Source organism: Kitasatospora sp. NBC_01287 (genome assembly GCF_026340565.1).
GTDB lineage: Bacteria > Actinomycetota > Actinomycetes > Streptomycetales > Streptomycetaceae > Kitasatospora.
Map to the genome: position 1 here is coordinate 7131025 of NZ_JAPEPB010000001.1, position 14850 is coordinate 7145874.

At 71.9% G+C, this 14850-nt stretch carries 14 protein-coding genes; 7 read left to right on the forward strand and 7 right to left on the reverse strand.

Going from position 1 to position 14850, the window contains the following annotated elements; all coding sequences use genetic code 11:
* Nucleotides 1–143 precede the first annotated feature (143 nt).
* A complete protein-coding gene (locus tag OG455_RS31270) occupies nt 144–1529 on the forward strand; it encodes a nucleobase:cation symporter-2 family protein (protein WP_266299478.1) in 1386 nt (461 codons plus the stop codon).
* Nucleotides 1530–1610: 81 nt separating this feature from the next.
* On the opposite strand, the gene OG455_RS31275 is transcribed toward OG455_RS31270, so the two are convergent.
* Nucleotides 1611–2090 (reverse strand): VOC family protein, encoded by a 480-nt coding sequence (locus OG455_RS31275; RefSeq protein WP_266299480.1) that lies wholly within the window; start codon nt 2088–2090, stop codon nt 1611–1613.
* Nucleotides 2091–2115: 25 nt separating this feature from the next.
* Complete coding sequence (locus OG455_RS31280) at nt 2116–2796, reverse strand: bifunctional 2-polyprenyl-6-hydroxyphenol methylase/3-demethylubiquinol 3-O-methyltransferase UbiG (RefSeq protein WP_266299482.1); 681 nt, start codon at nt 2794–2796, stop codon at nt 2116–2118.
* Nucleotides 2797–2910: 114 nt separating this feature from the next.
* On the opposite strand from OG455_RS31280, the gene OG455_RS31285 reads away from it, so the two are divergent.
* The 3 genes from OG455_RS31285 to OG455_RS31295 are packed head-to-tail and all read left to right on the forward strand — an operon-like array spanning nt 2911 to nt 5149.
* Nucleotides 2911–3306, forward strand: coding sequence for a GntR family transcriptional regulator (locus tag OG455_RS31285; protein ID WP_266299484.1), 396 nt, complete (start codon nt 2911–2913; stop codon nt 3304–3306).
* Entirely contained in the window at nt 3303–4190 is an 888-nt protein-coding gene (locus tag OG455_RS31290; RefSeq protein ID WP_266299486.1) for an ABC transporter ATP-binding protein, read from the forward strand. The genes OG455_RS31285 and OG455_RS31290 overlap by 4 nt, the downstream gene beginning before the upstream one ends.
* Complete coding sequence (locus tag OG455_RS31295) at nt 4187–5149, forward strand: ABC transporter permease (protein WP_266299488.1); 963 nt, start codon at nt 4187–4189, stop codon at nt 5147–5149. Before OG455_RS31290 ends, OG455_RS31295 begins: the two co-directional genes overlap by 4 nt.
* A 72-nt stretch (nt 5150–5221) precedes the next feature.
* Here the strand turns inward: OG455_RS31295 and OG455_RS31300 are convergent, their stop codons facing one another.
* The 3 genes from OG455_RS31300 to OG455_RS31310 form a co-directional block, all read right to left on the reverse strand.
* Nucleotides 5222–5704, reverse strand: a complete 483-nt coding sequence (locus tag OG455_RS31300; RefSeq protein WP_266299490.1) for a hypothetical protein — start codon at nt 5702–5704, stop codon at nt 5222–5224.
* 532 nt (nt 5705–6236) lie between these two features.
* Nucleotides 6237–6563: a hypothetical protein gene (locus OG455_RS31305; protein WP_266299492.1), complete on the reverse strand. Its 327-nt coding sequence runs from the start codon at nt 6561–6563 to the stop codon at nt 6237–6239.
* A gap of 2 nt (nt 6564–6565) precedes the next feature.
* On the reverse strand, nt 6566–6994 hold the full coding sequence (locus OG455_RS31310; RefSeq protein WP_266301024.1) for an ATP-binding protein: 429 nt from the start codon (nt 6992–6994) through the stop codon (nt 6566–6568).
* A 154-nt stretch (nt 6995–7148) separates the two neighbouring features.
* Here OG455_RS31310 and OG455_RS31315 point away from each other — a divergent pair, with 154 nt between their 5' ends.
* The gene (locus OG455_RS31315) at nt 7149–8111 is read left to right on the forward strand and encodes a helix-turn-helix transcriptional regulator (RefSeq protein ID WP_266299494.1); all 963 of its coding nucleotides are present in this window, start codon (nt 7149–7151) and stop codon (nt 8109–8111) included.
* Nucleotides 8111–8323 (forward strand): DUF397 domain-containing protein, encoded by a 213-nt coding sequence (locus OG455_RS31320; RefSeq protein ID WP_266299496.1) that lies wholly within the window; start codon nt 8111–8113, stop codon nt 8321–8323. The genes OG455_RS31315 and OG455_RS31320 overlap by 1 nt, the downstream gene beginning before the upstream one ends.
* Nucleotides 8324–8328: 5 nt before the next feature.
* Here OG455_RS31320 and OG455_RS31325 read toward each other — a convergent pair whose 3' ends face one another.
* Together OG455_RS31325 and OG455_RS31330 are read right to left on the reverse strand one after the other, a co-directional pair.
* Nucleotides 8329–9282, reverse strand: a complete 954-nt coding sequence (locus tag OG455_RS31325; RefSeq protein ID WP_266299498.1) for a deoxyribonuclease IV — start codon at nt 9280–9282, stop codon at nt 8329–8331.
* A 188-nt stretch (nt 9283–9470) separates the two neighbouring features.
* The gene (locus OG455_RS31330; protein ID WP_266299500.1) at nt 9471–12977 is read right to left on the reverse strand and encodes a S8 family serine peptidase; all 3507 of its coding nucleotides are present in this window, start codon (nt 12975–12977) and stop codon (nt 9471–9473) included.
* Nucleotides 12978–13335: 358 nt separating this feature from the next.
* On the opposite strand from OG455_RS31330, the gene OG455_RS31335 reads away from it, so the two are divergent.
* Nucleotides 13336–14850 carry a fatty acyl-CoA synthetase gene (locus OG455_RS31335; protein ID WP_266299502.1) on the forward strand — a complete coding sequence of 505 codons (1515 nt, stop codon included), beginning with the start codon at nt 13336–13338 and terminating at the stop codon, nt 14848–14850.

The following is a 14850-nucleotide window of genomic DNA, read 5'->3' on the forward strand; positions in this document are numbered from 1 at the left end:
CCTCCCGTTCGCCGCGGGAGCCGGCAGGTGGGCGACGGCTGCGCCGTCCGCCAGGGCCGTCCCAGCGTCACCGTGCACCGTCCCGCACTTCGGTCGTCGTTCCCGGGCCCGAAGCCACCGTTCACTGTGGAGGGACAACACCCATGGCCCGTCAGGACCTGGAGCCGGAGCGGACGCACCCGGTCGACGAAGTACTGCCGTTCGGACGGATGTCGGCGGTCGCGCTGCAGCACGTGGCGAGCATGTACGCCGGGGTCGCCGCCCCGCCGCTGATCATCGGCGCCGCGGTGGGCCTGAGCCCCGCGCGGCTGACCGCGCTGCTGGCCGCCGCCCTCTTCATCGCGGGCATCGCCACCCTGCTGCAGACCCTGGGGGTCTGGCGGATCGGCTCCCGGCTGCCCTTCGTCAACGGGGTCTCCTTCGCCACCGTCTCCCCGGTGCTGGCCGTGGTGGAGGCGAAGAGGGGCGCCGCGCTGCCGCTGATCTTCGGCTCGACCATCGTCGCGGGGCTCTGCTGCTTCCTGGCCGCCCCGCTCTTCTGTCGCCTGGTCAGATTCTTCCCACCCGTGGTCAGCGGCACGGTGATCACCCTGATCGGCGTCTCACTGCTGCCGGTGGCGGGCAACTGGGCGCAGGGCGGCAACGCGCAGGCGGCCGGCTACGGTTCGCCGACCAACCTGGGCCTGGCCGCCTTCACGCTGCTCGCGGTGCTGCTCCTCAACCGCTTCCTGCGCGGCTTCGCGCAGCGGATCGCCATCCTCTTCGGCCTGCTGGCGGGCACGTTGGCGGCGATCCCGTTCGGCAAGGTCGACCCGCACGCGCTCACCTCGCTGCCGGTCTTCGCGCTCCCGCACCCCTTCGCGTTCGGCGCGCCGCGTTTCGAAGCGGCCTCGATCATCTCGATGCTGGTGGTGATGGTGGTCTCGATGACCGAGTCCACCGCCGACATGATCGCGCTCGGCGAGGTGGTCGAGCGCCCCGCCGACGACCGGACCATCGCGGCCGGGCTGCGTGCCGACGGCCTGGCCACCGCGTTCGGCGGGGTGTTCAACGGCTTCATCTGCTCCGCCTTCGCGCAGAACATCGGCCTGGTCGCGCTGACGAAGATCCGCAGCCGCTTCGTGGTGGCGCTCGGCGGCGGCTTCCTGATCGTGATGGGCCTGCTGCCGGCGGTCGGGGGACTGGTCTCGCTGGTGCCGCAACCGGTGCTCGGCGGCGCGGGCGTGGTGCTCTTCGGCACCGTCGCGGTGGCGGGGGTGCGCACGCTGGGCAAGGCCGATCTGTCGGTCGGCTCCAACGCGCTGATCGTCGCGGTGAGCCTGGCCTTCGGCCTCTTCCCGATCGCCTACCCGTCCTTCTACCACGCCTTCCCGCAGCAGATCGGCACGGTGCTGAGCTCGGGCATCTCGGCGGGCTGCCTGGCGGCGATCGTGCTCAACCTGCTCTTCAACCACCTGGGCCGGCGCCGCGCGGATGCGCCCGTGCCCGGTGCGGCGCCCACGGCCCCGGCCGCCGCGCCGGTGCACTGAGCCGGTGCGCTGGGCCGGTGCGCTGGGCCGGCTTCCGGTGGGCCGGTGGGATCGGCCGGTCCACCGGGGGCGGCCGCCCGTTCAGTCGCCCGCGTGGGCCCGGCGCAGTGCCGCGATGTCGAGCTTGACCATCTTGAGCATCGCGGCGGTGGTCCGCTGCGCCTTCTCCGGGTCGGGGTCGCTGACCAGGTCGATCAGCTCGGCCGGGACCACCTGCCAGGACACCCCGAAGCGGTCGGTCACCCAGCCGCAGGCGACGGGGGTGCCGCCGTCGGCAAGCCGGTCCCAGTAGTGGTCGACCTCGGCCTGGTCCGCGCAGCTGATCTGGAAGGAGATCGCCGGGTTGAAGGTGTACTGCGGGCCGCCGTTGAGGCCCACGAACCGCTGCCCGTTGAGCTCGAACTCGACCGCCATGACGCTGCCGGCCGGGCCCGGGCCGGCCTCGGTGTAGCGGCCGATCCGGCCGAGCCTGGAGTTCTTGAAGATCGAGAGGTAGTGGTCCGCCGCCTCCTCGGCCTGTCCGTCGAACCAGAGGCACGTGGTGAAGCCGTCGGTGCTCATTGCTTCCTCCTGACCGGGATGTCTGTTATCTCCCAGGTTGGTCCCAGACCATCCCGTGCGCCCGCCCGACACGCTGGAACCGGGCCCCGGGGAAGCGGGCCGCGTACCGCTGCTCGAACTGCTCCCGGCTGAGGTAGCGGTCACTGGCCCGGTGATCCAGCCAGTCACCGGTCCGCAGTCGGAAGAGCTCCCGGGCCTGGGTCGGCCCGCGCCGCGGCAGCTCCCGCGCGAGCGCGCGCACGGCGCCGCAGTAGAGCCACCAGCGCGGGGTGGCCGGGCGCTTGGACACGGTGTCGATCAGCACCGCCCGCCCGCCGGGCGCGAGCAGCGAGCGGATGTGCCGCAGTGCCGCGTCCAGGTCGGGCAGGTGGTGCAGGGTCGCGGCGCTCAGCACGAAGTCGTATGGGCCGGCCGTCTCCAGCAGGCCCGCCGCCCGGTAGCGGACGTTGGGCCGCGGGCGCTCGCGGCGGGCCAGGTCGATCATCGGGACCGAGAGGTCGATCGCGTCGACTTCCGCGAACCGCTCGGCGAGCAGTACGGCGTGCCGCCCGCCGCCGCAGCCCAGGTCCAGTGCCCGGCCGCCGCTGTCCGGCAGCACGTCGGGGAGCCAGTCGGGGAGCCAATCGGCCACCGGGTCGCCGAGCAGCTGGTGCAGCCGCTCGTACTCCTCGGCGACGTGGTCGAAGGACTGGGCGTTCTCGTGCAAGGGGAGCTGCTCCTGGTTCCGCTGACGGACTTTCAAACTACCTCGCTCGCTTGACAGCTCGGCACGTCGGGGGCAGCCTGTACTACTGTCGTAGGACAATGGAGGAAGTAGCCGGTGATCGAGTTCGTGCTCGACGGCCGCTCACGGGTGGCCACCTACCTGCAGCTGGTGCTGCAGGTCAAGCAGGCCCTGCGGGTCGGTCTGGCCCAGCCGGGCGACCAACTGCCCAAGGTGCGTGAGGTGGCCCAGGCGCTGGCGATCAACCCGAATACGGTCCTCAAGGCCTACCGGGAGCTGGAGTTGGCGGGCCTGGCGGCCGGCCGCCCCGGCGTCGGCACCTTCCTGGTGGGCACGTTGGCCGGCCCGTCGCTGGCCAACCAGGCCGAACTGCGGGAGGAGTTGGTGCTCTGGCTGCGCAAGGCCAGGGCCGCCGGCCTCAGTCGTGACGACCTTGCGGCGCTGATCGACACCACGATCCGCGCCACCGACGAGGATGGGGGAAACACATGACCGACATCGCTTTGGAAGCAACCGGGTTGGGCAAGCGGTACGGTGCCGCCTGGGCGCTGCGCGGCTGCTCACTGCGGCTGCCGGCGGGGCGGATCGCCGCCCTGGTCGGCCCGAACGGCGCCGGCAAGAGCACGCTGCTGCACCTCGCCGTCGGCCTGCTGCGGCCGGACGCCGGCCAGGTGCGGATCTTCGGCCAGGACCCGGTGGGCAACACCGAGGCGCTGGCCGAGATCGGCTTCGTCGCCCAGGACGCGCCGCTCTACCAGGACTTCACCGCCGCCGAGTTGATCACCATGGGTGGCAAGCTCAACCGCCGCTGGGAGGCGGCGCCTGCCCGCGAGCGACTGACGCGGCTGGGGATCGCGCTCGACAGACCGGTCGGGCGACTCTCCGGCGGTCAGCGGGCCCAGGTCGCGCTGGCCCTCGCGCTGGCCAAGCAGCCCCGGCTGCTGCTGCTCGACGAGCCGATCGCCGCTCTGGACCCGCTCGCCCGGCACGAGTTCATGCAGACGCTGATGGGCGCGGTCGCCGAGACCGGTGCCACCGTGCTGCTCTCCTCGCACCTGCTGGCCGAGTTGGAGCGCTCCTGCGACCACCTGATCCTGCTGCGGACCTCGCAGGTCCAGCTGGCCGGCGCGGTGGAGGACCTGCTCGCCGAGCACCGCCGCCTGATCGGCCCGCGCACCGGGAGCGGGGGGCCGATCCCGGGCGTGGCCGAGGTGGTCCGGGCCAGCCACACCGACCGCCAGTCCACCCTGCTGGTGCGCACCGACGGGGCGGCCTTCGAACCGGGCTGGACCGTGCACGAGGTGACCCTAGAGGACCTCGTCCTCGCCCACCTCGCCGCCGCCGACACCCGCACGGCCATGGCGGTGACCGCGTGATCTGGCTGACCTGGCGTCAACACCGCAAGCAGGCGCTGTACACGGCCATCGGCATCGCCGTGCTCGTCGCGCTGATGCTGCCCACCGGCCTGCACATGCACTCCGTCTTCACCGGCTCGGGCCTGGCCGGCTGCGGGTCCGCCGCCAGCCGCCGGCCCGACTGCGGCGAGCTCGGCCAGCAGTTCAACAACCAGTTCGGCAGCCTCGGCTTCGTCGCGATCCTCTTCATGCTGCTCCCGCTGCTGGTCGGACTCTTCTTCGGCGCCCCGCTGATCGCCCGTGAGGTCGAGGACGGCACCCACCGGTTGGTCTGGACCCAGGGCGTCAGCCGGGTGCGCTGGGCCGCGGTGAAGTTCGGCCTGGTCGGGTCGGTCGCGGTGCTGCTCGCCGTGGTCTACGCACTGGGCGTGACCTGGTGGATCGCCCCACTGGCCAGCGCGGGCGCCGGCCGGTTCGCGTACGGCTACTTCGACGTCCAGGGCATCGTGCCGATCGGCTACACCCTCTTCGCACTGGCCCTGGGCCTCTTCGTGGGCACCGTGCGCCCGAAGGTGCTGCCCGCCATGGCCCTCACCCTCGGCGGCTTCACCGCCGTGCGGCTCGCCGTCGAGATGCTGGCCCGCCCTCACTTCATGGCGCCCAGGACCCTGACCTACGCGGTGACCGCCGTGACCTCGGGCCCCGGCGCCGATCGCGCCGCCGGTGACTGGGTCTACGCCGAGGGCGTGCGCAGCGCCGCCGGCAAGCTGCTGGTCAGCGACGGCCAGGTCGGCTGCTCCCCGGGCGCCGCCACGCCGGGGGACCTGTGCTCCAGCCTGGGGCCCGGCGCCTACAACTGGGAGCAGTACCAGCCGGCCGACCGTTTCTGGGCCTTCCAGGGGATCGAGACGGGGATCTTCCTCGCGCTGGCGGCCCTGCTCCTCTGGCTCGCGGTGCGGCGGATCCGGCGGATCGCCTGAGCGGGCAGCCAGGCAGCAGGTAGCGGGCAGCCAGGCAGCGGGCAGTGGGCGCGACGGGTGGTGGGCCGGCGGTCAGCAGGTGACCGGGACGTCCACGGTGACCGGGGTGTTGCCCCAGCCGAAGGAGGCCACCGTGAAGGACGCGTGCACCGTGTCACCGCAGTTGACCGTGCCGCTCACGCCGGTGACGTGGAGGGTCTGGTTGCGGAAGATCAGATCCTGCTGGGTGGTGCCCAGGTCGGCGCCGCCGACCACGGTGCCCGACAGCGTGGTGATCAACTGCGGCGGCTGCGGCTGCTGTCCGGGGCCGCTGATGCTGGGCGGGCCGGCCAGGGCGATCTGCCCGGACAGCGCGACGTCGGTGCCGGTGACATCGACGCAGACCGTGGTGGCCAGCCCCGACTGCAGCGCCGTGTGGCTGCAGGTCTCGGTGGTGTCAGCAGCGGCAGCAGCGGCAGCAGTGGCCGGTGCGGCGTTTGCGGCAACGGCCGGGCCGGCCGCCAGGGCGAGGCCGAGGCTCAGCGTGCTGGTCACGAGCAGGGCGGTGCGCTTCATGAGGGATCCCTCTTCAGAGTGCGGTGGCGGAGGCCGGACGTTCCGACCGCCTGCCATGTGATATTGCACTGGCCGGGCGGATCCGAGATGACGTCGGATTGAACGCCGCACATGAAACTGATGATCAGTCAGAAACCGTGCCTCGTAGGACCACTACGCTTCGCTGGCGGCCGTCCGGGCCCGCAGCTCCTTGAGCGTGGCCACGTCCGCCGCGTGTCCGAAGCCGGGGGCGGCGCCGCGGTCGGGGGGTTCCAGGATCGGGGGGTCACTGGCCCGGTGATCCAGCCAGTCGCCGGTCTGCGGCCGGAAGCCCCGAACACGGTCCTCAAGGCCTACCGGGAGCCGGAGTTGGCGGGCCCCGCGGCAGGCCGCCCGGCGTCGGCACCTTCCTGGTGGGCGTGCTGATAGGGCCTTCATCGGCTTAACAAGCCCAGCTTCGGGCGGAGTTGGTGATCTGGTCGCGCAAGGCCCAGGGCGCCGGACTGCGGCCGCGACGACCTCGCCGCGCTGGATCCCCTTGCTCGCTACGAGTTCATGCAGACGCTGACGGACGCCTCGCCGAGCACCGTTGGGGCACCTCGACGCCTGCCTTCCGGACGCACAGCACGTGCGGTCCGTCCGGCAGGCCGAAGGAGAGCTCTACCTGCTGGTCGCGCTCCAGCATCTCCGCCACCCGTCGGGCGGCGTCGGGCCGGGTCAGGTAGTAGCCGAACCAGTCGGCCTGCGGCTCGCCGAGGGGCAGCAGGCGCATCGACTCCCAGAGTGCGGCGAGCGCGTCGCCCAGGCGCGCGAACTGCGCGGGGGGCGTGATGCCTTCGATCTCCACCACAACGGGGCACTCTGCCTCAGTGGACGTCATGGCTACGCCACCCCTGGGCCGGGGGCGCACGCGCACCACACCCGCTTGCCGGTCCCCTCGCGCGGGCCCCAGCCCCACTTTTCGGAGAGCCTCTCCACCAGGAGCAGACCGCGCCCCGACTCCTCGTCCGCTGCGAGGCGCGGTCTGGGCGGTGCCTCACTGGCATCCTCGACGGAGATCCAGAGCAGATCGCCGTCCGTCTCCAGGCCGAGCCGGATCAGCTGGCCGGGCCGCGTGCCGTGCAGCAGGGCGTTGGTGACCAGCTCGCTGACCAGCAACTCGGCCTTCTCGGCGAAGCGTTCGCCGTCGCGCAGCTTGGGCAGGAACTCTCGCAGCAGGCGCCGGGCCCGGGCCGGTGATTGGCGGCTGCACGGGAGCCAGCAGCGGTCCGGGGCGATGGGAGAGGGTGGTTGGTCGGGCATCTCGGGCATCTCGGGCACGGCGGAGCTCCATCCGGGGCGCGGTCGCTGAATGAAGACGGGCACAGGGATGCCCGGTGACGAACCGTCATGATCGCTCAGCGCGACCACAGTTCATCGCAGAGTCAAGACTGCTCGCGTCAGCCGCAGATTGCAACATCTACAGTTGTTCGATGTTGAGTTCGATCGCCCCCGCCTGATCTGGCATCGTGGTGCTCGGCAGATTTGGACCACCACGAAGGGGGCGCCGGACATGACGCCTGCTCACCCACCGCAGCCCAGCATCCGGCGGCGCAGGCTCGGTTCGCAGCTGCGGCGGCTCCGCGAGGACGCGGGAAAGACGGTGGAGGAGGCCGCCGCCTTCCTGGAGGTCCACAAGGCGACAGTCAGCCGCGTCGAGCTGGGCCAGACCGGCATCAGGCCGCGTGACATCGGGCCGTTGCTCGCCTTCTACGGGGTGACCGATCCGGATGCCGTCGTCGCGCTGGAGGCTCTGGCGCGTGACAGCCGCAAGCGCGGCTGGTGGCAGCAGTACGCGGAGACGCTGCCGCCGGAATACGCGGACCTGATCGCGCTGGAGGTTGAGGCCTCGCAGATCCGTACGTTCCAGATCGCCCTGATTCCCGGGCTGTTGCAGACCGAGGGCTACACGCGGGCGGTGACGCGGGCCAATCCGGCGATTCTCGACGACGCGTCACTGGACGCGTTCACCAAGGTCCGGCTGGCCCGGCAGGAGGTGCTGACCGCGCCGAACCCCGCGCGGCTCTCGGCCATCATCGGAGAGGCCGCGCTGCGGACCCCGATCGGTGGACGGACCGTCATGCGCGGGCAGTTGGAGCACCTGCTGAGCGTGGCGGGGCGGCAGAACGCCTCGCTCCAGGTGCTGCCTTTCGAAGTGGGCGCCCACGCGGGCCTGTCGGGCCCCTTCGTCATCTTCTCCTACCCGTTGCCGGCCGCCGGTGACGTAATCTACCTGGAGAATCTCACGTCCTCTCTGTACCTCGACGATCCCGAGGACGCCGAGAGGTATCGCACGGTCTTCGACAATCTGCGGTCCGCTGCCCTGAATCCTGGTGACAGCCGCCGCATGATGCGTGACATATGGGAAGGGATGAAAGGTTCCAGCTGATGCACACCTCTGATTTCCACGCGGCGGCCTGGCGGAAGTCCAGCTACAGCGGTTCCACGAACGACTGCGTCGAGGTCGCCGACGGCTTCGCGGGCCTGCTGCCGGTCCGGGACAGCAAGGACGCGGGCGGTCCCGCGCTGGTCTTCGCCGCTGACGCGTGGCGGGCGTTCGTGGCGGGCGTTCGGGCGGGGGAGTTCCCGGCCGACTGCTGATCGGGTCAGGACGGAAGCTCGGCGGAGAGGTCTCCGCCGAGCTTCCGTGTCTCTGCCCGCAGCTCCTTGAGTGTGGCCACGTCCGCCGCATGCCCGAAGCCGGGGGCGGCGCTGCGGTCGGGGGTCTCCAGGATCAGCGGAACGCCGGCGGTGGCGGGGTGGGCGAGGAGCTCGCGGAAGGGCTCGGCGCCGATGTGGCCGTCGCCGATGTTGGCGTGCCGGTCCTTGCGGGCGCCGGCCACGTCCTTGGAGTCGTTGGCGTGGATCAGCTTCAGCCGCCCGGGGCCGATCGCGGCCGTCAGCACGTCCAGCGCTTTCGCCACCCCGCCCGGTTCGGCCAGGTCGTGTCCGGCGGCGAAGGCGTGGCAGGTGTCCAGGCAGACCCCGACCCTGGGGTGGTGGTCCAGCGCCTCGGCGTACTCGGCCAGTTCCTCCAGCCGGGAGCAGAGCGAGCGCCCCTGCCCGGCGGTGGGCTCCAGCAGCAGCCAGGGCGCGTCCTCGCCGAGCGCGTCCAACTCCGCCAGCAGCGGGCGGACGTCCGCCCGCACCTGGGCCATCGCCTCGGTGCGGCGGGAGGAGCCGTCCGGCGCGGTGCCGACGGCGGAGCCGGTGTGCACCACCACGCCCAGCGCGCCGATCGCGTGGCCGCGCCGCAGCGAGTGGCGCAGCGAGGCGGTGGAGCGCTCGCGGGTGGCGGGGCTGTCGGAGCCGAAGTTGATCAGGTACGGCGCGTGCACGTAGGCCGGGATCGCGGCCTCGGCGCAGGCGGCCCGGAAGGCCGCGTCCTGCGCGGGGTCGCCCGCCGGGGTGGCCCAGCCGCGCGGGTTGGCCACGAAGACCTGGACCGCCTCGCCGCCGATCTTCTCGTTGTAGGCGAGCCCGGTGCCGACCAGACCGCGTCCGGCCACCGGGACGTGGGCGCCGATCGGGTTGCGGTGGCGCTGAGCTGCGGGGTTCACCCCACGAGGGTGCCACACCGGCGCGCCGCTCCAACGGCCGAGGCCGCCCCCGCGGTGCGGGGACGGCCTCGGCGCGCGGCTGTCGCGATGACAGAATCACGATTCTGTCAGTTGTCAGCCGTCAGCTGTTAGTTGCCAGCCGTCAGTTGCCAACCGTCGATTGCCAACCGTCGACTGCCAACCGTTCATCAGTTGACGGTGTAGCTGTACGGGATCTCCGCCAGCACGGACCCGGTGGTCGCGTACTGCGAGTTGGAGAGGAAGCCGCCACCCGGGCCGGAGACCAGGTAGAGCACGCCGTGCACCACGCTGCCCTTGGCGCCCTTGGGCGTCAGGGTGACCTGCAGGGAGCCGGTCGCACCGGGCGCGACGGTCACCGGGGTGACGGCCGGCGCGGTGGCGTTGTACGCGGCGGCGTACGGGTCGCCGGTGCTGGAGGACAGCGCCGGGTCGAACGCCAGGGTGTGCGCCGAGGCGCTCAGGGTCGAGGTGCCCTTGGGGGCGCCGCTGGTCGGGAACGGGCCGATCTGCTGCACGTAGGTGCTCCAGAAGCCCGGCACGATCGGCTGCGCGGCGCTGCCGTTGTCGGTCACCGTGGAGATGGTCGAGCCGTCCTGGGCCTTCTTCAGGTCACCGAAGATGTCCGGCGAGCCGGTGGCGCCGCTGAGCTCGAACTGGCCCGGGGTGGTGGAGGCCGCCACACCGGTCAGGGTGTCGGTGCCCGGGGGCACCAGGAAGGCCGGCACCGTGCTGCTGGTGGAGAGCGGCAGGTTGACCGTCGCCGAGGTGCCGATCGGGACCAGCGGCAGGTTCACCCGGTTGGTGAGCCGGCCGTCGGCCTGCAGCGACTGGGTGGCCGCGGTGTTGTTGGTGTACTGCACGTTGACCGTGACCGGCTTGCCGGCCGGCAGCTTGCTGCCGGCGCTGTTGGGCAGGCCCGCGGCGCTGACCTGGTTCTGGTCCAGGCCCACCACACCGGTGAACGCCTGGCCCAGCTCCGCGCCGCTGACCGGGTTGAGCACGTTGAGCACGAAGCGCCAGCGGCCGGCGGCCGGGTCGACCGTGGTGGCCGACGCGCCCGCGCCGGTGGACAGGATGTTGCCCGAGCTGTCGCTGACCGCGTTGCTCTCGGCGTCGATCGGGGTGCCGTTGGGGCTGATCAGCACACCCTGCATGACGAGCTTCGGGTCCTGCGCGACGGTCACGCCGACCCGCAGGTCCTTGTGGCCCTTGGGCACGTCGAAGGACCAGGCGAAGGACTGCGCCGGGGAGGAGGCGCGCCCGTTGCCACCGGTGATGGTGCCGGTGAAGGTGCCCGTGGTGCCGTTCAGCGGAACCAGGCTGCGCAGCACGACCGGGACGCTGGTGGTGGCGCCGTTGGAGCCGGCGATCACGACCGACTCGCTGGCGTCACCGCCGGCCGCCGGGGTGGTCACCTGCACGTGCAGCGTCTTGGTCTGACCCGGCTTCAGGTCGGTGACCTGCGGGCTGACCGCGCCGGCCGGGACCGCGCGCTGGGTGGCGGTGTCCAGCTGCACCGGGCCGGTGAAGCCGTTGGTGCCCGCCGGGGTGTAGAGGATGCCGGTCCAGGTGCCCGCGGTCGGGTGCGGGACGTCCACCAGGCCGAAGTTCGGCGAGGTGGCGCCGCCCTGCGGACGGGTGTTGGTCTCGAACCGGCCCGACGGGTCCAGCAGGGTGAGCCGGACCACGGGGGTCACGGTGTTGCTGCCGGAGGCCTGCGGAGCGCCCTGCCACGCGATGGACGCGGCCAGTCGGTCGGCGCCGGCCGGGACGTTGAAGGTGACCTTGTGCGCGACCCACGGAGCGCCGTTGGTGGCGTAGGGGAACTGCGGGTCGGTCGAGGAGTTGATCTGCACCGTCTGCTGCGAGTCCGCCAGCGGCGCGAAGACGCGGGTGGAGGCGGAGACGGTCTGCGGCTTGGCGCTCGTGTTCACCACGGTGACGTCGGTGGTGTGGGTCGAGCCGGCCTGGCCGGTCAGGTCGACCTGGCCGGTGGTCACCGCGACGGTGTTGCTGGCGGTGGCGCCGGTCGGGCTCTGGTAGCCGCTGGCGGCCTCGACGGCGGCGCGCACGTTCAGCAGACCGGCGCCCTGCTCGTCGGCCGGCAGGCCGAGGTCGGCGGCGGTGCCGGTAAGGAACTTCTTCACCAGGGCGGGCGTCGGGGAGGCGCCGTTGTGGCTGTCCCGGTACGCCTGGATGACGTCGGCGGCGGCGCCGGCGGTCAGCGGCGCGGCCTGGCTGGTGCCGCCGAAGGGCTGGATGCCCGAGCCCTGGCCGTTGAAGTTGGTGCACTCGGTGTAGATGGAGATGTCGGGCGAGCAGAGCGCCCAGTCCGACTCGCCCGGCGCGACCAGGTCGACGGTCCGGCCGCCCTGGGTGATGCCGCCCGAGGAGAGCGCCGAGATCCGGTCGTTCGCCCAGGTCCCGTTGGAGAACTGGAAGGCCGCGTAGCCGGTCTGCGCGTAGTTCTGGTTGTCCGTCGAGGCCCCGGCGCTGATCACGTTGGGGTCGGTGGACGGGGTGCCGATGGTGCCGTTGACGCCCGCGTCACCGGAGGAGACGGTCACCGTGACGCCGGCCGCGGCCGCCATGTCGTTGAAGAGCGAGATGGTGTCGTGCGCGCCGCTGTCCGGGGTGATGTTGCTGCCGAACGACTCGTTCAGCACGTCGACGTGCGCCACCGTGACCGCGTAGTCGATCGACTGCAGGATCGCGGAGTTCGGGAACAGGTCGCCACCGGCCTTGAGCGCGACCAGCGAGGCGCCGGGCGAGATGCCCTCGACCCGGATGTTGCAGCCGGCCGGCAGCGGGTGGCTCGGGTTGACGAACTTCGAGACGTCGTAGGTCTGGCGGCCCTGGGCGATCATCGCCGAGGCGTCACCGAAGGCCTCCGCCGCACCCGAGGGGGCGAAGAAGCCGTCGCCGGAGAAGTCCTGGTAGTCCACCACGGCGTGGGAGCCGTCGGGGCGGATGAAGTCCGGGTTGTTGGGGTCCAGGCCGTCCGCGATGTACGCGACCTTGACGCCCGTGCCGTCGGCGATCTCGTGCGCGCCCGGCTGGCCGGGCGTGCTCTCCGTGTGGGTGGAGTAGAGCGCCTCGGGCTCCAGCAGCGGCTGGCTGGGGTCGCTGGGGCAGACCGCGTTCGGGTCGTAGGTGCTGCCCTTGGCGGTCGGCGCGGCGGCGGCCTGGGTGTTGGCCTTGGCGCCCGTGGTGGGCGCGGTGCCGGCGTTGGTGCCGTTGTCGGTGCCGGCCTTGGTCGGGGCCGGCGGCGTCACCTTGATCGTCTGGTCGTCGATCACCGAGGCGACGGTGGGGTCGGCGGCGAGCTGAGCCCGCAGCGCGGGGCTGACCGTGGCCGAGAAGGCGTTGCCGACCACGAAGCTCTTGATGTCGGAACCGCCGTTGGCCTTGACCTTGGCCAGCAGCGGCGCCTGGTCCTGGCCCGCCTGCTTCTTGCGCGCGTCCAGGTGGCCGGCGTCGGCCGGGGTGCTGGAGAGCTGGTCCTTGAGAATCACGATCACCGGGGCCGGGGCACCGCTGTCCGAAACCGCCTGGGCGTTCGGGGCGGGGACGGTGGGTGCGCCGCTCGCGCTGGTCCCGAAGGCCAGGACAACGGAGGCGGCGGTGAGCGTGACGGCTGCGAGCTGCGATTTGCGCCAGCCGATCATGAACATCCCTTCGTCTGATAAGACGTCAGGGGGCGCGGCCAGATCGCGCGTACCGGGGTCGGACGCACGCGTGCTTCTGGAACGCCCGTCCCGACAAGCTCAGGCATTCCATCGTGTCGGTGACCGCCACGACAAGAGGGTTGACATACATCGGGCAACAGGGAGAGCGGAGTTGGACGTCCGCTATACGGACAATCCCAGATCAGAGGCCCTGTCGTAGGTCGACGCGCCGTGGCTTTTTTATGAAGATCGCAACATAATGACCGAACAACTGGACGTACGCTGACGAATCATCAGGTCAAGCGTTCGTCAAGGCCGGTGCGACACGGCGTCACCCGCGGTGTGCGGGGATATACCCAGCGGCATGGAGCTCACTCACGCCAGTACTGTTCCGGACATCCTGCGCCGGTCCGCCGCCCGGGTGCCCGACCGCGTCGCGCTGCACTTCGCCGACCGCCACTGGACCTACCGGGAGCTGGACGACGCCGTCACCCGCGCCGCCGGCTGGCTGCTGGCCCGCGGCCTGCGCCCCGGCGACCGGGTGGCCGCGCTCGGCCGCAACTCCGACACCTACCTGATCCTCTTCCTGGCCTGCGGTCGGGCCGGTCTGGTCCACGTGCCGGTCAACTACAACGCGACCCAGGACGAACTGCGCTACTTCACCTCGCAGTCGGGCAGTTCGCTGCTGCTGCACGACACCGAGTACGCCCCGGCGGCCGCCGCGCTCGCCCCGCTGCCCGCCGCCGACCTGGCCGAGCTGCACGCGGCGGCGAGCGCAGGCCCGGTGCCGGTGCTGGAGGTCCAGGTCCGCGACACCGACCTGGTCCAGCTGCTCTACACCTCCGGCACCACCGCCGCGCCCAAGGGCGCCATGATGACCCACCGGGCCCTGCTGCACGAGTACCTCTCGGCCGTCGTCGCGCTCGACCTCACCGAGCGGGACCGCCCGCTGCACGCGCTGCCGCTCTACCACTCCGGCCAGTTGCACGTCTTCCTGCTGCCCTACCTGCTGCTCGGCGCCGAGAACCACCTGCTCGCCGCGCCCGACCCGGCCGAGCTGCTGGCCCGCCTGGAGCGCCACCGGCTCACCAGCTTCTTCGCCCCGCCCACCGTGTGGACGGCGATCGCGGCCCACCCGGACTTCGCGGCCGCCGGGCTGGGCGCGCTGGCCAAGGCCTACTACGGCGCCTCGATCATGCCCGCCCCCGTGCTCGCCCGGCTGCGCGAGGCGCTGCCGGGCACCGGCTTCTACAACGCCTTCGGCCAGTCCGAGGTCGGCCCGCTCACCACCGTGCTGCGCCCCGAGGAGCACGTCGAGCGCCCCCACTCGGCCGGGCGGCCGGTGCTCTTCGTCGAGGTCAAGGTGGTGGACGAGGCGGGCGCCGAGGTCGGCCCCGACCAGGTCGGCGAGGTGCTCTACCGCTCCCCGCAGCTCTGCACCGGCTACTGGGACAAGCCCGAGGAGAGCGCGGCCGCCTTCGAGGGCGACTGGTTCCACTCCGGCGACCTGGTCCGCCGGGACGCCGCCGGCTACCTCTACGTGGTGGACCGGCTCAAGGACGTGATCAACACCGGTGGCGTGCTGGTGGCCTCCCGCGAGGTGGAGGACGTGCTCTACGCGCACCCGGCGGTCGCCGAGGCGGCCGTGATCGGCACGCCGCACCCGCGCTGGATCGAGGCGGTCACCGCGGTGGTGGTGCTCCGCGAGCCGGTCGGCGCCGCCGAGCTGATCGCCTGGGTCCGCGAGCGGCTGCCCGCCTACAAGACGCCCAAGGCCGTGCACTTCGCGCCGGCGCTGCCGAAGAACGCCTCGGGCAAGCTGCTCAAGCGCGAGCTGCGCGAGCGGCTCACCGGATCGGCGGCGGGCTGGCAGGACTGA